Annotated in this window: 15 protein-coding genes and 1 pseudogene; 10 read left to right on the top strand and 6 right to left on the bottom strand. The window is 72.2% G+C overall.

Translation table 11 applies throughout. The features are described from left to right. The first annotated feature begins 36 nt into the window (after window positions 1-36). From BM290_RS36360 to BM290_RS36335, 5 genes are all read left to right on the top strand, one after another. Window positions 37-1131 carry a leucine-rich repeat domain-containing protein gene (locus tag BM290_RS36360; protein ID WP_093620495.1) on the top strand — a complete coding sequence of 365 codons (1095 nt, stop codon included), beginning with the start codon at window positions 37-39 and terminating at the stop codon, window positions 1129-1131. After that, window positions 1128-2693 (top strand): ankyrin repeat domain-containing protein, encoded by a 1566-nt coding sequence (locus BM290_RS36355; RefSeq protein ID WP_093620494.1) that lies wholly within the window; start codon window positions 1128-1130, stop codon window positions 2691-2693. Before BM290_RS36360 ends, BM290_RS36355 begins: the two co-directional genes overlap by 4 nt. A 43-nt stretch (window positions 2694-2736) precedes the next feature. Beyond that, window positions 2737-4470: an ankyrin repeat domain-containing protein gene (locus BM290_RS36350; RefSeq protein ID WP_093620493.1), complete on the top strand. Its 1734-nt coding sequence runs from the start codon at window positions 2737-2739 to the stop codon at window positions 4468-4470. 239 nt (window positions 4471-4709) lie between these two features. Next, window positions 4710-5888 carry an AAA family ATPase gene (locus tag BM290_RS36345; RefSeq protein ID WP_093620492.1) on the top strand — a complete coding sequence of 393 codons (1179 nt, stop codon included), beginning with the start codon at window positions 4710-4712 and terminating at the stop codon, window positions 5886-5888. 376 nt (window positions 5889-6264) lie between these two features. Further along, window positions 6265-7548 carry a vWA domain-containing protein gene (locus BM290_RS36335; protein WP_239143995.1) on the top strand — a complete coding sequence of 428 codons (1284 nt, stop codon included), beginning with the start codon at window positions 6265-6267 and terminating at the stop codon, window positions 7546-7548. A 150-nt stretch (window positions 7549-7698) separates the two neighbouring features. On the opposite strand, the pseudogene BM290_RS50980 reads toward BM290_RS36335, so the two are convergent. Together BM290_RS50980 and BM290_RS36325 are read right to left on the bottom strand one after the other, a co-directional pair. After that, window positions 7699-7845 (bottom strand): annotated as a pseudogene (locus BM290_RS50980) (IS630 family transposase); the annotation flags it as partial. Window positions 7846-7972: 127 nt separating this feature from the next. Then, complete coding sequence (locus BM290_RS36325) at window positions 7973-8818, bottom strand: SDR family oxidoreductase (RefSeq protein ID WP_093620490.1); 846 nt, start codon at window positions 8816-8818, stop codon at window positions 7973-7975. A gap of 108 nt (window positions 8819-8926) precedes the next feature. On the opposite strand from BM290_RS36325, the gene BM290_RS36320 reads away from it, so the two are divergent. The 4 genes from BM290_RS36320 (at window position 8927) to BM290_RS36305 (ending at window position 12920) form a co-directional block, all read left to right on the top strand. Continuing rightward, entirely contained in the window at window positions 8927-9514 is a 588-nt protein-coding gene (locus tag BM290_RS36320) for a TetR/AcrR family transcriptional regulator (protein ID WP_239143994.1), read from the top strand. A gap of 217 nt (window positions 9515-9731) precedes the next feature. Then, on the top strand, window positions 9732-10523 hold the full coding sequence (locus tag BM290_RS36315) for an oxygenase MpaB family protein (RefSeq protein ID WP_093620488.1): 792 nt from the start codon (window positions 9732-9734) through the stop codon (window positions 10521-10523). A gap of 144 nt (window positions 10524-10667) precedes the next feature. Then, window positions 10668-11213, top strand: a complete 546-nt coding sequence (locus tag BM290_RS36310; protein WP_093620487.1) for a PadR family transcriptional regulator — start codon at window positions 10668-10670, stop codon at window positions 11211-11213. 12 nt (window positions 11214-11225) lie between these two features. Next, window positions 11226-12920: an acyl-CoA dehydrogenase family protein gene (locus tag BM290_RS36305; protein ID WP_093620486.1), complete on the top strand. Its 1695-nt coding sequence runs from the start codon at window positions 11226-11228 to the stop codon at window positions 12918-12920. Window positions 12921-12930: 10 nt separating this feature from the next. Here BM290_RS36305 and BM290_RS36300 read toward each other — a convergent pair whose 3' ends face one another. Then, window positions 12931-13908, bottom strand: coding sequence for a hypothetical protein (locus BM290_RS36300; protein WP_093620485.1), 978 nt, complete (start codon window positions 13906-13908; stop codon window positions 12931-12933). Between the two features lie 133 nt (window positions 13909-14041). Here BM290_RS36300 and BM290_RS36295 point away from each other — a divergent pair, with 133 nt between their 5' ends. Beyond that, on the top strand, window positions 14042-16363 hold the full coding sequence (locus BM290_RS36295; RefSeq protein WP_093620484.1) for a putative bifunctional diguanylate cyclase/phosphodiesterase: 2322 nt from the start codon (window positions 14042-14044) through the stop codon (window positions 16361-16363). On the opposite strand, the gene BM290_RS36290 is transcribed toward BM290_RS36295, so the two are convergent. The 3 genes from BM290_RS36290 to BM290_RS36280 form a co-directional block, all read right to left on the bottom strand. Continuing rightward, window positions 16295-17284: a helix-turn-helix transcriptional regulator gene (locus tag BM290_RS36290; RefSeq protein WP_093620483.1), complete on the bottom strand. Its 990-nt coding sequence runs from the start codon at window positions 17282-17284 to the stop codon at window positions 16295-16297. The genes BM290_RS36295 and BM290_RS36290 overlap by 69 nt on opposite strands. 71 nt (window positions 17285-17355) lie before the next feature. Continuing rightward, window positions 17356-18780, bottom strand: a complete 1425-nt coding sequence (locus BM290_RS36285) for a GGDEF domain-containing protein (protein ID WP_093620482.1) — start codon at window positions 18778-18780, stop codon at window positions 17356-17358. 84 nt (window positions 18781-18864) lie between these two features. Beyond that, window positions 18865-19446 carry a dihydrofolate reductase family protein gene (locus BM290_RS36280; RefSeq protein WP_093620481.1) on the bottom strand — a complete coding sequence of 194 codons (582 nt, stop codon included), beginning with the start codon at window positions 19444-19446 and terminating at the stop codon, window positions 18865-18867. Window positions 19447-19464: the final 18 nt, after the last annotated feature.

The following is a 19464-nucleotide window of genomic DNA, read 5'->3' as shown; positions in this document are numbered from 1 at the left end:
CCGCCCTACTTCGCGAGCCCCGGGGGAGGCGGCGACATGCAGGTGCGGTGCCCGGCGATCACCGATCCGGAGCGCGGTCTGGCCGATCCGGCCGACTTCGACGGCATCCTCGGCCGCCTCGCCGCGCCCGGCCCGGTCACCACGACCGAGGAGTTCGCCCGCGGCCTGATCCGCCCGGACGGTCGCGTCGACCTGTGCAAGCAGGGCCTCGGCCCGGTCCAGGCGGCGCGGGTCGTCGAGGTCGCGGCCGGTTCGCCACACGCCACCCACCTGCTGCTCGGCACCAACGGGCTCGGCGCGGAGGGCGCCCGCGCGGTGGCCGGCGCGCTGCCCGGCGGTCACCGCATCAGCACCGTCTACCTTGGCTGCAACCGGATCGACGCGGACGGGGCCGGGGCGCTCGCCGACCGGCTGGCCGCCGACGACGGCATCCGCGCGCTGTGGCTCAAGCGCAACCCGATCGGCGACGAGGGAGTGGCCCGGCTGGCGGCCGCGCTGCGGGGCAACCGGGTCCTGCGTACCCTCGATCTGGTCAACACCGGCCTCACCGCCGCCGGCCTGGAGCCGCTCGCCGACGCCCTCGCCGCCCGCCCCGCCGGTCTCGAGCGGCTCTTCCTCGGCGGCAACGGCCTCCGGCCGGATGCCGTCCCGGTCCTCTCCCGGTTCGTCCGTGAGGGCGGGGTCCGCGAGCTCTACCTGGCCGTCAACCATCTGGGCGACACCGGCGCCGCGACCCTCGCCGAGACCCTTTCGGGGTACGGGATGACGCTCGGCCTGGGCGGCAACGGCATCACCGACGTCACCGCCCTGGCCGAGAGCCTCCGCTCGTGGACCGCGCTCGACCTGTCCCGCCCGCCGTCCGAGCGCGTCCTCGGCGGCCGTCCCAACGTGCTCGGCGACACCGGCGCGGCCCGGCTCGCCGAGGCCCTCCCGGGCAGCGCGCTGCGCCGGCTCGACGTGCGCTTCACCGGCATCGGCGGCCGGGGCGCCAGGCTGCTGCTCGCCGCCGGCGCCGGGCTCGACCACCTGGGCATCAACGGCGGGGTGCCCCGGCGGATGCGGCGGCTCGCGCCACGGTCGGCCGGCGCGCCGCACGAGGACATCAGCGCGATCGTGAGTGTCTACCGGTGAGCCGTGCGCTGTTCCTGTCCGACTGGCGCACCGTCCGCAGATATGCGGTTCCCGCCCGGATGATCGCCGAGTGCGCCGAGGCCCGGGAGCGCGGCGACTGGCGGGCCGCCTGCGAGGCCGCCCGGATCGACGTCGACCTGCCACCCGGTCTGGAGGCCGAGGCCGCCGCACGGGCCGCCCATCTCGCGCCGGACCTGCTGCGCTGGCACCTGCCCCGGGCGCTGCACGGGTCGACCGGGTTCGCCCCCGGGTGCCGTTACCTGCTGATCCCCGACGAGCCGGTCGGGGCGGGCACCGTCCTGCTGACCGTGCGGACACCCGACACGCCGGAGGGCTCGCAGCGGCTCCGGCTGAGCGCGGTGCGCGGGGCGGGTGACCTGCGCGACGACCGGGCCACGCCGCTTCCGGCGTACCTCTGGGACGTCCGGCACACCGCCGGCCTGCGCGCCGCCCTGGGTGGCTCCGACCGGCGGCTTCCGCTGCTCACCGCGACCGGGGAGCCGCTGCCCGAGGCCGCCCTCGGCGTCGGTGACGACCTGCCCGCCCGCGCCGAGCGGGTCTGGCGGGCGCCCACCCGGCGGCAGGCCTTCGCCGAGGCCGACTTCGCGTTCGCCGCGGGGCAGGACGACCACTGGTCGACGGCCGACCGCAGCTGGCCGTTGGAGCCGCTCGACCCGCTACGGCTCGCGCACGACGTCCGCTGGCTGGCGGCCCGGCTCGGCGTGCCCGCCCTGACCCTGTCCACGCACTCGCGGCGCCTCGCCGTGTTCGCCGATATGCGCGTCGCCTGGACCACCGCCCCGCTCGCCGCGAGCCTCCCGGTCAACCCGGTGCGGTATGCCGCCGACCTCGAGCTGATTAGGCAGGGCCGGCTCACCCCCGGCGCCCTGCACCCGCTCGTGCGCGACGCGCTCTTCCCCGGCACTCCGGCCGACCCGTTCGTCCCCACCGACGGCGAACTGGTCCGGGTCCGCTGCGGCGGCGTCTGGCACGAGATCGAGGCGCGGCTCGGCCGGCTCGACCCGCTCGCGCACACCGTCGAGGAACGCCGGCGGGAACGCGCCATGCGGGCGTTCGGCGGTGCGGTCAACGGCTGCTTCGCGGTCGAGCACATGTGGTATGGAGCGCTCGGCCGCCTGCCCCGCCGGCTGCGCGCCTACCGGGCCGACCTGTGGCAGCAGCTGTTCCACGGCGGCACCCGTCGGCTGCTCGAACTCCTCGACACCGGCCTCGACCCGCACCTGCGCGACGGCGCCGGCGGCACACTGATCCACCGGATCGCCGCGTTCGACCACCGGACCGTGCTGCCCCGGCTGCTCGCCGCCGGCGTGGGCATCGACACCGCCGACAAGGAGGGCCTCACCGCCCTGCACCGGATCGTCATCCGGAACGGGCCGGCCGACGTGATCACCACGCTGATCGACGCGGGCGCCGGCACCCGGATCCGCAACCACAACGGCGAGACGGTCCGCGACTACGCCGCCAGATGGCTGAGCTACGGCGGCCGGCTGCGGCCCGACTTCCGGGAGGCGCTGGAGCACCTGCGCAGACAGAGGCGATGACGGCCGCGTCGCGTATGCTCCGGTCGGATCGGAGGGGGTTGCGGTGAGCGGTCACGATCCACTCGCGCTCGCCGAGTGGCAGCGGATCCGCCGCTATGCCGTCCCGGAGCGCATGATCGCCGAGTGCGCCGAGGCCCGGGAGCGCGGCGACTGGCGGGCCGCCTGCGCCGCCGGCCGCATCGACCTGGCCGAGGACGCCGCCGGACTGGCCATGCACCTCGCGCCCGACCTGCTGCGCTGGCACCTGCCGCGGGCGCTCGGCGGCGTCACCACCCTCGCCGTCGACCGGCGCTACGTGCTCGTCCCCGGCGAGGGGACGATCGCGGCGGACACCGTGGTGGCCACGGTCCAGGCGCCGGCGTCGATGTTCGGTTCGCAGCGTCTAGCCCTCGGCGCCGCCCGGTGGGGTGAGATCGACCTCGGGCAGGCGCATCTGCTGCCCGCCTATCTGTGGGACGCCCGGTATGCGGGCGACCTGCGGGCCGCGGTCGGGGGCTCGACGTTGCGGGTGCCCGGGTTCGGTGCGGACGGGCTGCCCGCCGAGTCGCTCGGATCCGGTGGCGACACGCCGTCGCGGGCGGAGCGCAGCCGCCTGTCGGAGACGTTCGCCGGGTCGTTCGCGGAGGCCGGGTTCGAGGTCGCCGACGACTGTCCCGAGGCGCCGTGGCCGCGCTTCGACAGAAGGGCCTTCATCCGTACGGCCGATCCGATGCGCCTTCTTCACGATCTGCGGCTGTTCGCTCGCCGGTTCGGCTTCGACACCTGGGCGCTGTGGGCCGACTATCACCGCTACCTGCAGTTCTCGGTGGACGGCGACGACGTGCGGGTCGTCTGGCGCTCGATCGTCGGCAGCCGTTCCGCCGAGGCGCGAGAGCTTCCCCGCGTCTACCCGGATGTGGCTCGCCATCAGGTCGACCTGGACCTGGTCCGGGCCGGCCGGCTCACTCCGGCGGACGTGCACCCGCTGGTCCGGGCGGCCCTCTTCCCCGCCGGCATGTCCGGGCCGTCACCCGTGCCGGCGGCCGGCGCTGTCGTTGGTTTCCCGGTCGGTTCGGTCGTCGGGCCGTCACCCGTGCCGGTCGCCGGCGCTGTCGTTGGTTTCCCGGCCGGTTCGGTCGCTGGGCCGTCGGCGGTCCTGGCGTCCGGGGCTGCGCCGGTGGCGGCGGACGACGGGCCGATTCGGGTGCGGTGTCGTGGTGACTGGCACGAGGTGGACGTCCGGCTCGGGCGCCTCGACCTGCTCGCGCACCCCGAGGCCGAACGCCGGCGGGAACGCGCGCTGAGCGCCTTCGGCGGCGCGGTCAGTGGATGCTTCGCGGCCGCGAAGGCCTGGCACGGAGCACCCGGACGCCTGCCCCGGCGGCTTCGCGCCCACCGCGAGGACCTGTGGCAGCGCATGATCCACGGCGGCACCCGGACTGTGCTCGAACTCCTCGACGCCGGCATGGACCCGCAGCTGCGCGACGGCCGGGGCGGCACCCTCCTGCACCGGCTGCGGGCCTTCGACCACGGCCGGCTGCTGCCGCGTCTGCTGGCCGAGGGCCTCGACGTCAACGCCCGTGACAAGGAGGGCAGCACACCCCTCTACCTCTCGGTGGTCCACCGCTGGCCGGCCGATCTGATCATCGCCCTGGTCGACTCCGGCGCCGACCCCTACCTGCCCGACCGCGACGGCATGTCCGTGATCGATCACTGCGAGGACTACCTCGACTACCGCGACGACCTCGACTCGGACTTCGAGGCCGCCATCGCCTATCTGCGCAGACGCACTCGTTGATTGGGATCGGCGGTACCTGGCCGGGGCCGGGTGGCGCGGCTGCCATGGCGTTCCTGCGCGAACGCACTCGTTGATCGGGATCGGCGGTACCTGGCTGGGCCCGGGTGGAGCGGCTGCCGGCCGACGTCGAATCGTGGCCGGAAATGTCGGTGGGCTCGCGTATGCTCCCGGCCAAGCCGGCTTGGGGGAGGCGTCACGATGAGCGGTCACGGTCCATACGGACCCGCTGAGGAGCACGTATGACCGGCGGGCTGGAGGCCGCTGACGCCCTGCTGCGTCAGATCCGGGTCACCCGGACCGAGCCGGTCACCGATCACCGGGCCGCCGCCCTGGCGTTGTGTGTCGCCGCGAATCTGCCGGTGCTGCTCTGGGGTGAGCCGGGCATCGGCAAGTCGGCGACCCTCGCCCAGCTCGCCGACGGTCTCGACGTGCCGCTGGAGACGGTGATCGCCAGCGTTCACGAGCCGTCCGACTTCGCCGGCCTGCCCATCGTCGGTGACGATCCGGCCGTGCAGGGCGTCCCGATGGCCCCACCCGACTGGGCGGTCCGGCTCGCCCGCCGTGGCCGTGGCCTGCTCTTCTTCGACGAGTTGTCGTCCGCGCCGCCGGCCGTGCAGGCCGCTCTGCTGCGCGTGGTGCTGGAGCGGCGGGTCGGCAGCCTCACCCTTCCCGGCGAGGTGCGGATCGTCGCCGCCGCCAACCCGCCGTCCTCGGCCGCCGACGGCTGGCATCTGAGCCCACCGCTGGCCAACCGGTTCGTCCACCTGCACTGGGCGCACGATCCGCGGGTCGTCGCCCGGGGCCTGGCCGGGGTGTGGCCACGCATCGAGGTCCCGTCCGTCGACCCCGCTCGGGCCGCGAGCGCCCTGGCCCGGGCCCGCGGCGTGATCGCCGGTTTCCTCACCGCGCGTCCCGGCCTCACCCACCACCTGCCGGCCGATGCCGAGGCCCGCGGCGGAGCGTGGCCGTCACCGCGCACGTGGGACATGGCGTTGCGTCTGCTCGTCTTCCACTTCTGTGCGGGCACCAGCCGTGAGGCGCTGGCGACCGCGATCATCGGCGCTGTCGGCGACGGCGCGGGCCTGGAGCTCACCACCTATCTGGACGAGCTGGACCTGCCCGACCCGGAGCGGGTCCTGGCCAACCCGGCGGCCTTCGCCCTCCCCGACCGCGGCGACCGCCAACTGGCGTTCCTCACCGCTGTCGTCGCGGCCATCGAGGCGACGGTGACCCGCGAGCGCTGGGAGGCCGGCTGGACGGTGCTCGCCAAGGCCGTCGACGCCGGAGTCCCCGACGTGGCCGCCCGGGCCGCGTTCGACCTGGCCCGCATGCGCGACCAGTCCTGGCCGGTCCCGGCCTCGATCGACGCGTTCATCGGCGTGCTCACCGCCTCCGGATTGCTGACCGGTGGCTCCTGACCAGCCGTCGCCCACCGGCCCGGCGAGATCCGTGCCGCCGGTGGACGAGGCGGGGTCGCGGTCCGGGGCCGATTCGGCCAGATCCGTGCCGCCGGCGGACGAGGCGGGCTCGCGGTCCGGGGCCGATTCGGCCAGATCCGTGCCGTCGGCAGTCGAGGCGGGGTCGCGGTCCGGGGCCGGTTCAGGGCGATCCGTGCCGTCGGCGGACGAGGCGGGGTCGCGGTCCGGGGCCGGTTCAGGGCGATCCGTGCCGTCGGCAGTCGAGGCGGTGCTGCGAGCCGGGGGCGGTTCGGCGGGAGCCGTGCCGGTGGCGGATGAGGCGGTGTCGCGGGCTGGGGGCGGTTCGGCTAGAGCCGTGCCGTCGGCGGACGGGGCGGTGTCGCGGGCTGGGGGCGGTTCGGTGGGGGAGCCGGTGTTGCGGGCCCGGGACGCTTCGGTGGGGGAGCCGGTGCCGGGCAGGGTGATGGCGGGTGATGCCGGGCGGGCTCTGGACCGGACGAAACTGCTGGCCGCGCGGCTGAGAGCGGCCGGCGCCCAGCCGTACCTGGCGTCGGCTCTTTACAGCCTCACCGTGGTGCCCGGTTACGAGGTGCCGACCATGGGCGTCGACCGGTATTGGCGCTGCTATGTGAACCCGGCGTTCGTGGAGGCGACTCCGGTGCACGAGCTCGCCGCGGTCTGGGTACATGAGGTCGCCCACCTGCTGCGCGACCATCACGGGCGGGCAGGGCTGCTGGCGCCGGAGGTCCGTCATGATCATCATCGGGTCAACATCGCGCAGGACTGTGAGATCAACGACGACATCGCGGCGCTCCCGGCGACCGCGTTGCGGCCTGCGATGTTCGGTCTGCCGGACGGGCGGATGTTCGAGCAGTATCTGCCGGACATCCCGCCGACGCCGCACCCTCCGGAGTGTGGTTCCGGCGCGCACGGCCGGTCGATGCCGTGGGAGGTGTCCGACGCCGCGCGGGTGAGCCCGGTGGAGGCGGCGGCGATCCGGAGGCAGACCGCCATCGAGATGCGCGCCCACGTCAAGGCCCAGGGCCGGATTCCGGAGGGCTGGCGGCGCTGGGCCGACGAGATCCTGGAGCCGGTCGTCGACTGGCGGCGGGCGTTGACCGGCGCCGTCCGCGAGGCCGCGTCGTGGGCCTCGGGCGCTGTGGACTACACGTATCAGCGGCCGTCACGGCGCGGGTCGGCCGTACCCCGTGTGGTCTTTCCGAGTCTTCGCCGCCCGATGCCCCGGGTGGCGGTGGTGGTCGACACGTCGGGGTCGATGGGTGACGACGAGCTGCGGGCGGTGCTGGGTGAGGTCGCCGGTGTGCTGCGGGCGGTCGGTATCGGCCGTGACCGGGTGACCGTGCTGGCGTGTGACGCCGACGTGCACGCGGTTCGCCGGGCCAGCACGGTCGGTGATGTGGTTCTGGCCGGGGGCGGCGGCACCGACATGCGTGTCGGCATCGAGCAGGCGCTGCGTGGCCCGGAGCGCCCGCACATCGTCATCGTCCTGACCGACGGTCACACCCCGTGGCCGGAAGGGCGGCCCGGCAGCGTCCGGGTGATCGCGGGGTTGGTCGGGGCGGGCGCCGAGCCTCCACCGTCGTGGATCGAGACGGTGGTCATTCCACTTGACCAGGTGGCGGGGACGCCGAAAAGTTGATCGGAGTGCGCCATATCAGACTGTGAAGATGACAGCACGAGCTGAACTCCTTTCACGCAGGAAGCGCTCCATCGAACAGCGCCCAACAGCGCTGAAGGGCATGTCCACGCGGTTCAACAGCGCCGTATGGCCGGGTCTGATCCGTCTGGTGGCCTTGGCCCGGGCTCGCCCCCAGCGTTGTTGACGCTGGCTGCGGACCCGGGCTCGTTCGCGGCGTCGGGTGGTCAGGACGTCGGGGTGGCCGGCCCCGGCGTGACGCCAACGCAGGTATGGCTGCAGCTTGCAGGCCAGGGCGGTGTCCCTCGCGCGCCACGATGGTCAGCCGATGTGGTGGACCACCGGGACACACGCCCGCGCTTCGGTCCCAGCTCGACGTCCTCGGCAGAGTCTGCCTCGCCGTGGGAGGGATTCGCGGGGTGGGGCGTCAGCGGAACGCCGTGGCGTTGCGGGCCGCCCAGTTGGCGAACGAGCCCGGTGCCCGGTGCAGCACTTCTTCGACGTCGGGGCTGACCGCTTGCTCGGCCGGCAGTGGGGATCCGAGAACGTCGAGGGAGCCGGCGGCCATGTCGGGGGCCATGAATTGCGTCATGGCGGCTTGGGCGGCTTCGCGGGGTACCTCGACGAAGTGGAGGTCTTCGCCGATCGCTTCGCCGATGGCCGCGGTCTGCTCGCGGGGGCTGATGGGCTGCGGGCCGGTGAGCACGTAGGTGCGGCCCTCGTGCCCGTCCTCGAGGAGGGCGGCTGCGGCGACGCCCGCGATGTCGTCGGGATCCACCACGGGCAGTGCGACGTCGCCGAAGGGGGCGTAGACCGTCTGCTGGGCGCGGATCGACGCGGTCCATCCGAGGGCGTTCGATGCGAAGCCAGTCGGACGCAGGATGGTGAAGCCGATCTCGGAGGCGCGGACCGCTTGTTCGTACTCGTGGAGCCTGGAGTGGGAGGCGGACTGTGGCCGGGTGCCGGCGATCTGCGACGACAGGAAGACGATGCGCTCGAGACCCGCGGCGGCGACGACATCGATCAGCTTTCGCGGGTCCTCGCCGTGACTGGTGAGCTCGCCCGGGAGCAGCACGAACACCGCGCGGGCGCCGTGCAGGGCGGACTGCAGCCCCGCCGTGTCGCCCACCTGGCCCTGCGCCCAGCGCACGCCAGGCAGGTCAGGGGTGTGCTGGGCGTGACGCGAGACGGCGAGCACCTCTTCGCCGGCGGGTGCCAGCAGCTTGACCAGGGTGCGCCCGATGGTTCCGGTAGCGCCGGTTACCGCGATCATGTTCGATCCCTCTTCTAAGTTAGTTGACTGACTAACACGACAGACGTTAGACGGCGGCGGTCCCCGGTGTCTAGAGTCAGTTGGGTGACTAACTCCACTGGCCAGCGCGTGAGCGCCGCCGAGAAGCTGCGGCGGCTGACCGACGCCACTGTGCGGGTATTTCACGAACAAGGCGTGGAACGGACCACGCTCGCCGACATCGCCCGCGACGCGGACGTGCCGCTCGGCAACGTCTACTACTACTTCAAGACCAAGGACGCGCTGATCCAGGCCGCGGTCGCGGCCCACGGGGCGTACCAGGACGCGCTTCTGGCCCGGCTGGCCGAACAGGCCGATCCTCGAGCCCGGCTGGCGGGCCTGGTCGAAGACTGGATAGACCAGCGGGAACAAGCGGCCCGACGCGGCTGCCCCACCGCCACGCTGGCGATCGAACTCGGTAAGCGGGGCGACCACGACTCCCTGGCCGCCGAGGCCACGGCTATCTTCCGCCGGCTGCTGGACTGGATCGCCGACCAGTTCAAGGCGATCGGCGCGGACGATCCGGACGGCTCGGCGCTGTCACTGCTGTCGAGGTATGAGGGCATGGCCGTGCTGGCACACGTCTTGCGCGACGCCACCGTCATCCTCGAGGAAGGCGGCCGCCTCTTGTCCTGGCTCGACAGTGTCGGCCGACCCCCCGCGGACTCGGGCGAGTAACCACCGGGAGCGCGCCGAGCACACCCGGCCCGGCCAACCGAGGCCCGCGCACCCTTCCCGGACTCCATGATGATCAACGCCCGGCGCACCCGGACCGCATCGTGCTCGCCCCTGCGAACGAGTTGTTACAGGTTGCGGCCTTCTTCTTGCCTCAACCGCCGGGGCTCAGACCGCCTCGGTCAATCCCGCCACCTCAATCGTGATTTACCTTCTCGGGATGGATGAGGGTCTCTTCGACGACAGCGCGGTCATCCGGCGCGTGGCCCGCGAAGGGCTTCTGCTCGCCGGGGGCGGCCGCGCCACGCTGCTTCAGATCGCCCACCCGGGCGTCGCTCAGGGCGTCCACGACCACAGCGACTTCGCCGAGCGCCCGCTGGACCGGCTGCGCACCACGATGAGTTACGTGTTCGGCGTGCTCTTCGGCACCGTGGCGGAGGGGCGTGCGATCAGCCGGGCCGTCGCCGCGATCCACCGGAAGGTGACCGGCCCCGGCTACCACGCCGACGACCCGGGCCTGCAGGTCTGGGTCAACGCCACCCTCTACGACACCGCGGTCCTGATCTACCAGCGGGTCTTCGGTCCACTGTCGCCGGCCGAACTGGACGAGTGCTACCGGCAGTACAGCGTGCTCGCCACGTCGATCGGCTGTCCGGAGGACGCGTGGCCGGCCGACCGCGCCAGGTTCGACGCCTACTGGGACCGCACCGTGACCACGCTGCGGGTCAGCGACGAGGGACGGGAGATCGCGGCGGCGCTGATGCGGCCGAGGAACCTTACGCTGCTGATGCGCCCGGCCAAGCCGTTGAACAGGCTGGTCACCGCCGGCCTGCTGCCGGAGCCGATCCGGGCACAGTTCGGTTACCCCTGGTCACCGCGGCAGCAGCGGCTGTTCGACGGTTTCTTCGGCGTGGCGAAGGTCGTCTACCCGCGGCTGCCCGGCAGAGTGCGTGACCTGGCGAAGGACTACTACCTCGACGACCTGCGCCGGCGTCTGGCCCGGCGGCGCTGACGGGAAATAGCGATCACCGGGGAGAGTCGACGCAGGGCGTAACCGGCTGTCCGGGCCCCGCAACGCCTTGTCGCAGCAAGCGACGACCATCCCATCCATATGCAACTAGTTGCACAGCAACGATGTGCATAGCATGATGCGGGCATGGCGCTGGAGCACGCGATCCTGGTCTCCCTGCTGGAGCGGCCCGGGTCCGGATATGAGCTGGCCCGGCGGTTCGAACGTTCGATCGGCCGGTTCTGGACCGCCACCCACCAGCAGATCTACCGCGTCCTCAAGCGGATGGAGGTGGACGGCTGGGTGGTCGCCGAGGAGATCGGGCAGGATCGGCGGCCCGACAAGCGCAGCTTCTCGGTGGCCGATTCCGGCCGGCGGGCTCTCGTCGAGTGGCTGCGGGCGCCGGTGCAGCCGGAGGCGGTTCGGCACGAGCTGGCCGTGAAGATCCGCGGGGCGGCGTTCACCGACGAGGCCGGGCGCGCCGCGCTGATCAGCGAGGTCGAGCGCTATCGCGCCGACCACGAGACGCTGCTCTACACGTACGTGAATGGTGAAAAAAGGGATTTTCTTGATCGTGAGAGTGAGGACGTCGGGCAGCGGCTCCAGCACGTGGTGCTGCGCGGCGGCATCGCCTACGAGCGGATGCTGCTCGACTGGCTCGACGACGTCCTCGCCACGCTCCGCGCACTCTGAAAGGACCGTTTCGTGCTCTTCAATCCGAACACCTACGACCCCGCGCACCTCGACGACGAGAGCCGCCGGCTGCTGCGGGCCCTCGTCGCCTTCTTCGAGGAGCGAGGCAAGAAAGCGCTGGTCAAAAGCTACATCGATCGAGCGTGGTACGACGACTTCCTCGCGTTCTCGGCGAAGGAGGGACTGTTCGCGACGTTCCTGACGCCCGCCGCCGACGGCACCGGTGACAAGCGCTGGGACACCGCCCGCAACGCCGCGCTCAGCGAGATCCTCGGCTTCTACGGCCTCGACTACTGGTACACGTGGCAGGTGACCGTTCTCGGACTCGGGCCGGTCTGGCAGAGCGCCAACCAGACCCAGCGCGAGCGGGCCGCCGACCTGCTCGACGAGGGGCACGTGATGGCGTTCGCGCTGTCCGAGCGCGGGCACGGCGCCGACATCTACGCCACCGACATGATCCTCACCCCGACCGGGGACGGCGGGTTCACCGCGAGCGGCACCAAGTACTACATCGGCAACGGCAACGTCGCCGGCCTGGTGTCGGTGTTCGGCCGCCGCGCCGACGTCGAGGGTCCGGACGGGTACGTGTTCTTCGCCGCCGACAGCCGGCACGAGAACTACCACCTGATCCGCAACGTGGTGAACAAACAGATGTACGTCAGCACGTTCGAGTTGATCGACTATCCAGTCAATGCAGTAGATGTACTGCACACCGGCAAGAGTGCATTCGATGCTGCACTCAATACCGTCAACATCGGCAAGTTCAACCTGTGCACGGCTGCCATCGGCATCTGCGAGCACGCCATGTACGAGGCCGTCACCCACGCCCACCAGCGCATCCTGTACGGCAAGCCGGTCACCGCGTTCCCGCACGTACGGCGGGAGCTGACCGACGCGTACGCCCGGCTCGTCGCCATGAAGCTCTTCAGCGACCGCGCCGTCGACTACTTCCGTAGCGCCGGACCCGACGACCGCCGCTATCTGCTGTTCAACCCGATGACGAAGATGAAGGTCACCACCGAGGGCGAGAAGGTCGTCGACCTGATGTGGGACGTGATCGCGGCCAAGGGCTTCGAGGCGGACACCTACTTCGACAAGGCGGCCATGGACATCCGCGGCCTGCCCAAGCTCGAGGGCACCGTGCACGTCAACCTGGCGCTGATCCTCAAGTTCATGCCCAACTATCTCTTCAACCCGGCGGAGTACGCGCCGGTCCCGACCCGGCACGACCCGGCCGACGACGAGTTCCTCTTCCGGCAGGGCCCGGCGCGCGGGCTCGGGGCGATCCGGTTCCACGACTGGCGCACGGCCTACGACAGCCGCGCCGACCTGCCGAACGTCGCCCGTTTCCGGGAGCAGGCCGACGGGTTCTGCGAGCTGCTGCGCGCCCACGCACCCAGCGAGGAACAGCAGCGGGACCTCGACTTCCTGCTCGCGGTCGGGCACCTGTTCGCGCTGATCGTCTACGGACAGCTGATCCTGGAGAAGGGCGGTGTCGACGACCACCTGCTCGACGAGATCTTCGCCATCCTGATCCGCGACTTCTCCGCGTACGCCACCGACCTGCACGGCAAGGCCGCCACCACCCCGGAGCAGGCGGCCTGGGCGCTGGCCCACATCCGCCGCCCGGTCGTCGACGAGTCCCGCGAGGCCGCCGTCTGGCAGCAGGTCCTCGCCCTGGCCGGCGCCTACGAGATGCGCCCCTGAGACGGGCGGGTCAGAGCACCCTCTTCGCGTACTCCGCGACGACGATCGGCTCGCGGCCCGGCCCGAGCAGCACATCGACGATACGTTGCAGGCCGTCGAACGCGAGTCCGGCGGCCCGCATGCCGTAGAACGGGTCGAGGCGGGTGCTTTTCGGCCACTCGTCCCGGTTCTCCGGGGTCGCCGGCAGCCAATGGTCCAGCACCCGCTCCCCGAGCCGCCGGATGGCGTCGTCGACGCCGGCCGCCGGGTCCGGGAAGCGCCACCCGCTGCGCGCGGCCTGCCCGGCGTGCCGGTCCTCCCAGAACTCAAGGGTCCAGCCGGGCCAGCGCTCGGCGAACCGCTCGGTCAGGTGGTGCACCGGGCCGAGCGACCACACCCCCGCGGCGCGGCCGTCCGGATCCAGATGCATGCCGCCCCGCGGCATCCCGGGCAGGGCGTCCACCCGGGGGAGATCGCCGAGCTGGTCGAGCAGCGCGGGGCCGACCGTCCAGGGGTCCTCGGCGTTGTGGTCCAGCCCGTAGGCCACGTCACCGACGGTGATCAGCCGGTCGAGGACCAGCTGCTCGCCGGGCCCGGGACGATGCCACTTGAACAGGTCGGTGTTGTCCCACGGGTCGCGGTCCAGCACCGACCGGTCCAGGCCGAGCGCGTCGGTCACATCCGCCAGCCCGTTGTACGCCCAGCGGATCGTCCACCCGTCCCACGTCCGGCCGTACGCCTCCAGGAGAGCCAGCCGCCCGGTCACGTCGATGTCGACGAAGAAGAGCAGCTCCCTGGCGTCCACGTCGATCAGCGCGGCCGCCTCGCAGGTCGACTCCCACTGCCACTGGCCCGGCTCCCACACGGGCCAGGCCTCGGTGCCGAACATCGCCAGGGCCGGCTCCGGACCCGGCGCGAGCCAGGCGTCCAGGCTGTAGCCCAGCCCGTTGCTGCCGTGGTGCACCCACGTGCCGTCCCGCCGGACCGCCACGTTCGCTCGTGATCCCATCGCCGGATCCTATTCATGATCATCCGCGCGGCTGCGGCGGGTGGCCGGCTTTATCTCGTCTTGACCCGCGGACTCCTCGGATCGCGGGCCCGGCGTCCGATACGGCGGGGGAGAACCGGGGAGAGGAACACCGTTGACCGAGACACGACCGGCCGGGCGGCCGATCAACCACCTGCGCCGTGATCCGGTGCTGCGAGGGCTGGTCGGCTTCACCCTGCTCGCGTGCGTGCTGTTCGTGCTGCTCAGCGGGCACCCCGATCGTCAGGTCCAGGTGTACTGGCTGGCGCAGGTGCCGCTCGACGCGGCGCTCGCGCTCGGCGGGTGGCGGTTGCGGCGGCTCGCCGACGAGCGCTATCGCCGATTCTGGTCGATGATCAGTTTCGCCGGAGCATCGTTCACCATCGGTGACACGTACCATGGCACGTCGGTCCTGCTCTCGCCCAGCGTGCCGTCGCTGACCGGCGGCACCGTGCAGACCGTCTTCTTCGGCATCGGCATGACCAGCAACGTGATCGCCTGCCTGATCTTCCCGCAGGGGTTGAACACCGCCCGTGAGCGGTTCGTCTTCTGGCTCGACGCGGCCACCGTGCTCGTCGGCGGTGGCGTGGTGGCCTGGTGCTTCGCGTTCAACCCGCTCGACGGCGCGCACACCGACCGGGTCAACGCCAGCGTCACGGCGGCGCTGGTGCTGGTCGCGACGTTCTCCGCGACCAAGGTCGCGCTCATCCGGCATCCGCCGATGGCGCGGATGGCCGCCTGGCCGATGGTCTCCGCGGCGATGGTCCAGGGGGTCAGCACGTTGCTGCCCGGCGACTTCCAAACCCTCGACCATGCGTACGTGTACGCGATCCGCCTGCTGCCCAGCGTCCTGATCGCCGTCGGCCCGTGGATCCAGGTCATCGTCCTGCGCGCCGGCGACCCGCGGTACACCGCCAAGCGCCGCCCCTACAGCCTCCTGCCGTACGGGATGATCGCCGTCACCTTCGTGGTGTTCTTCCTGATGCTGCCGGACACCGCGTCGTCGCAGCTGGTCGGCGCGACGGTCGGCGTCGTCGTGATCACCTGCCTGGTGGCCGGCCGTCAGCTGGTCGCCTTCCACGACAACATGAGCCTGATCAGCCGCCTCGACGTGGCCCTGGGCGACCTGCGCGACCAGGAGGCGCAGCTGCGCGAGCAGGCATCGTTCGACGAGCTGACCGGCCTGGCGAACCGCACCCACTTCAGCGCCGAGATGGCCCGCCTGCTGACCGCCGACTCGGCGCTGCTGCTCATCGACCTGGACGACTTCAAGACGATCAACGACACGATGGGCCACGCCGCCGGTGACGCGCTGCTGGTGATCGTCGCGTCCCGGCTGCGGGACGCGGTCCGCGGCGACGACATCGTGTGCCGGATGGGCGGCGACGAGTTCGCGATGCTGCTGCCCGGCACCGGGCCGGTCGGCGCCGAGGTGGTCGCCGCGCAGATCCTGCGCCGCCTCGCCGCACCGATCGTGGTGGCGCAGCACACGATACGGGTGAAGGCCAGCATCGGCCTGACCGGCGCCCGCGCGGGCGACGACCCGTCGACGCTGCTCGCCAACGCCGACATCGCCATGTACGAGGCGAAACGTCGCGGCAAGGGCATGTGGATCGGGTACGCCGACGAGATGGGCGCCCGGGTCAGCGCCGAGGCGGGACTGATCCGGCAGCTGGACCAGGCCGTCGAGCTGGGGCAGTTCACCCTCGTCTACCAGCCGATCATGCGGCTCGCCGACGACCGGCTGACGGGTGTCGAGTCGCTGATCCGCTGGAACCACCCGGATCTCGGCGTGCTGTCGCCGGTCGACTTCATCCCGATCGCCGAGCGCACCGGCCAGATCGTGGCGATCGGCCGCTGGGTGCTGCGGGAGGCGTGCCGGCAGGGCGCGGCCTGGATGGCCGAGGCGCCCGACGAGACCCCGCTGCAGGTCGGCGTCAACGTGGCCGGCCCGCAACTGCGCGACCCGAACCTGGTCGCCGACGTCGCGGAGGTCCTCGCCGAGACCGGCCTGCCGCCCGGCAGCCTCGTCATCGAGGTCACCGAGACCGCCGTCGTCGACGACGAGGAGTCGCAACGCACGATGGAGGCGCTGCGGGCGCTCGGGGTGAAACTGGCCCTGGACGACTTCGGCACCGCCGCGTCGTCGCTGGGCCTGCTGCTCACCTGCCCGGTCAACTCGCTGAAACTGGACCGCTCGTTCGTCGAGTCGATCACCACGGTGAGCCGGCAGGGGGCGGTCGCCAACGCGGTCAGCCAGATGGCGGCGGCCCTGGAGTTCGGGTCGGTGGCCGAGGGCATCGAGACCGAGGAGCAGCGCGACCTGGTGCGGTTGCTCGGCTACGAGTACGGGCAGGGCTTCTTCTACTCACGGCCGGTCGCGCCGGAGCGGATCAGCGAGCTCCGGGAGTACGGCCTGGCGCCCGCCTCGTCGTAACCGCTCGCCCAGCGCGATCACCGCCCCGGCCAGCTCGGCCGGGGCGACGACCGTGAAGTCGGCGTCGAAACGGGCGATCGCGGCCGCCAGCCCGGTCCACGACCAGGAGCCCAGGGTGAGACGGCAGCGGCCGTCGTCCAGCTCCTCGACGACACCGTCACCGGCGAACGGGGCCACCGACGCGGCCGGCCGGTCCAGGATCACCGTGCCCCGGCACGGCCAGTCGCCGGAGGCGTCGACCGCGCCCCGGAACACGCCGGTCACGTATCCGGCGACGTCACCGCCCGGAAGCTCGCGCGGGGTGAACCCGGGCCCGTTCGGGGTGCGCGGCGACATCCGGTCGGCACGGAAGGTGCGCCAGCCGTCCCGGTCGAGGTCCCAGGCGATCAGATACCAGCGGCCGCCCCGGGTCACCAGGTGGTGCGGCTCGGCGCGCCGCACCTCGTCGCCGTAATCGAACCGCAGCACCGCACGGGCGTGCACGGCGGCGCTGATCGCCACCAGCACGCCGGGCGGTGGCTGCTCGGCCGGGCGGTCGGCGGCGGTCACCCGTACCGCATCGATCCGGTGCCGTAACCGGGACGGCATGACCTGCCGGACCGTGTGCAGGGCCCGGGCGGCCGCCTCGCCGGTGGTGTTGCCCGGCGTCGTCGCCGCGATCTGCAACGCGATCGCCAGCGCGACGGCCTGGTCGTCGTCGAACAGCAGCGGCGGCAGATCGGCGCCGGCGCCCAGCCGGTAGCCGCCGTCGGGACCCTTCAGCGCGGCGATCGGATAGCCCAGCTCGCGCAGCCGGTCCACGTCCCGGCGAACGGTGCGCAGGCTGACGTCGAGACGGTCGGCGAGCAGCGCGCCCGGCCAGTCCCGGCGGGCCTGCAGGAGCGACAGCAGCGACAGCAGGCGGGCGGAGGTCGTCGGCATGACGCCGATTCTGCCCGGAGAGGGTGACAGAAACTGGCACCTACCGCAGCGGATCCCGGCAGCCGGATCGCCTACGCCGTCCGGCCGGCCGCGGTGTGCCGGTGCGTGCGCTTCTGCCGGTACATCGCCTCGTCCGCGGTGCCCAGCAGCAGGTCCGAGTCGGGACGGCTCAGATCGGCCGCCGACACCACACCGATGCTGACACCGACCCGGAGGCGATGGCCACGGAAGGACATCTCGGCGCCCACCGCCTCGCGGAGCCGCTGCGGCACGTCACCGGCCCCGGTGACGTCCTCGGTGACGACGACGAACTCGTCGCCACCGAGCCGGGCGACGATGTCGGTGGGCCGTGTCTGGCCGAGCAGACGCCGGGCGACCTCGGCCAGGACGAAGTCACCGGCGGAGTGGCCGTACCGGTCGTTGACCGCCTTGAACCCGTCGAGATCCAGGAAGTGCACCACCGGCTCGGCGCCGTGCTGCAACGCCAGCGTGAGCCGGGCGTACAGCTCCTGGCGGTTGACCAGGCCGGTCAGCTCGTCGTGGGCCGCCCGGTGGGCCAGCGCCGTCCGCGCCTTCTCCTGCTCGCGGACGACCAGGACGAACCGTACGAAGATGATCGTGCTGAGCAGGATCGAGGCGGTCCACGAGACGGTGTGGCCCAGCGCGCCGTCGTCCCGGTCGTTCAGCTGGTTCAGCACGGGCAGGGCGATCAGCGCGACACCCAGGAAGACCAGCCGGGCCGCGTGCACCCGTTCCGGGCCGGTCCGCCGATCGGCGGGCCGCTCGATGTCGCGGTTCCAGAGCGCGGCGGCGAACAGGCTGTTCGCCAGCAGCAGCAGAGCGTCCAGGCGCCCGGTGTCGAAATCCGGCAGAACCGCGGGCAGCACCGTGATCACCACATCGCCGGCGAGCGTGACGGCCAGCGCGGCCAGCAGATAGCCGGTCGCGCCGCCGCGGACGCCCGGCGCGAGGACGAGCAGCGCACCGGCGACGAACAACAGCACGTCGCCCAGCGGGTAGAAGGTGCCGATGATCTCCGCCGCCGACATGGTGTCGCCGGTGATCTCCGGCTGCACCATGAACCGCCAGAAGAGCACCCCGACCACGGTCGCCATGGCCAGGCCGTCGAGCGTGGCCTCCCGCAGGCCGGACGACGTGCGCCGCCGGACCATGATGATCAGTCCGGCGGCCAGCAGCGGATAGCCCGTGATCCAGAACGCGTCGGCGAGCGACACGTCGCCCGGCTCACCGAACCACCGGGTCAGCGCCGAGTAGACCAGGTCACCGGCCAGCCAGACCGTGAGGGCGCCCGCCACGAGCGCCCGGGACAGGCGGTGGCCGGTCTCCGCGCGGGTCGCGAGCCACGCCGACACCACCACGACGCAGAAGGCCGCCGGGTACGTCAGACGCGCCACCACCGATTCCGGCGCCAGCAGTGTCGGCACGCCCAGAACGGCCGCCGCCACCGGCAGCGCACGGGGTGACCACAGGTTCATGGGCTCATCATCGGCAGCGGCCCACGGCCGGTTGAGCCTTCGCCAGGCCCGGCACAGCGGCCGGCCCTGTGATGCGGGCCTCGGTCAGCGGCGCACCCGGTAGCGCAGGTGCAGCACCCGGTTGCCCGCAACGATCACGTCCGGGCCGTCCAGCAGGTGCTGGGCGTCCACCGAGCCGAAGTAGCGTCTGCCGGAGCCGAGCACGACCGGGGTGACGTCCATGCGTACCTCGTCGATCCAGCCCGCGGCGAGAGCCTGGCCGCCGACGTCGCCGGCGGCGAACTCGATCGTGCGGTCACCGGCGAGCTCCCGCGCCGTGGCCACGGCCGCGTCGATGCCGTCGGCGAAGTGGAACGGGGCCTTCGGGTCCCAGCCCTCGGGGGCGCCCCGGTGGCTCACCACGACCACGTGGTCGATCCCGCTCGGCGGCGTGCCGTCCCAGCCGTCGGTGATGTCGAAGGAGCGCCGGCCGCAGACGGTCACGCCGATCTCGTCCCAGTACGGCCGGATGTGGTCGAACGAGGCCTGCGACACCTTCAGCACGCCGCTGCCGTCCAGCGGCACGTCACCGCTGACCAGCCACTCGAAGATCGGGCCGGGATCGTCGTTGCCGGCCGCGATGAAACCGTCCACCGAGACCGACGCGTTCATGACCACTTTTCCCACGTGTTCCCCCTCTGTTCG

The organism is Actinoplanes philippinensis, assembly GCF_900113015.1.
Lineage (GTDB): Bacteria > Actinomycetota > Actinomycetes > Mycobacteriales > Micromonosporaceae > Actinoplanes > Actinoplanes philippinensis.
This window is presented reverse-complemented; position numbering and strand designations above follow the sequence as displayed.

Bases quoted from the DNA above. Each gene is read 5' to 3' on its own strand.
- BM290_RS36285 (WP_093620482.1), bottom strand. From the start codon at position 18,780: ATGAACCTGTGGTCACCCCGTGCGCTGCCGGTGGCGGCGGCCGTTCTG.
- BM290_RS36290 (WP_093620483.1), bottom strand. From the start codon at position 17,284: ATGCCGACGACCTCCGCCCGCCTGCTGTCGCTGCTGTCGCTCCTGCAG.
- BM290_RS36300 (WP_093620485.1), bottom strand. From the start codon at position 13,908: ATGGGATCACGAGCGAACGTGGCGGTCCGGCGGGACGGCACGTGGGTG.
- BM290_RS36310 (WP_093620487.1), top strand. From the start codon at position 10,668: ATGGCGCTGGAGCACGCGATCCTGGTCTCCCTGCTGGAGCGGCCCGGG.
- BM290_RS36360 (WP_093620495.1), top strand. From the start codon at position 37: ATGCAGGTGCGGTGCCCGGCGATCACCGATCCGGAGCGCGGTCTGGCC.
- BM290_RS36325 (WP_093620490.1), bottom strand. From the start codon at position 8,818: ATGATCGCGGTAACCGGCGCTACCGGAACCATCGGGCGCACCCTGGTC.
- BM290_RS36345 (WP_093620492.1), top strand. From the start codon at position 4,710: ATGACCGGCGGGCTGGAGGCCGCTGACGCCCTGCTGCGTCAGATCCGG.
- BM290_RS36315 (WP_093620488.1), top strand. From the start codon at position 9,732: ATGGATGAGGGTCTCTTCGACGACAGCGCGGTCATCCGGCGCGTGGCC.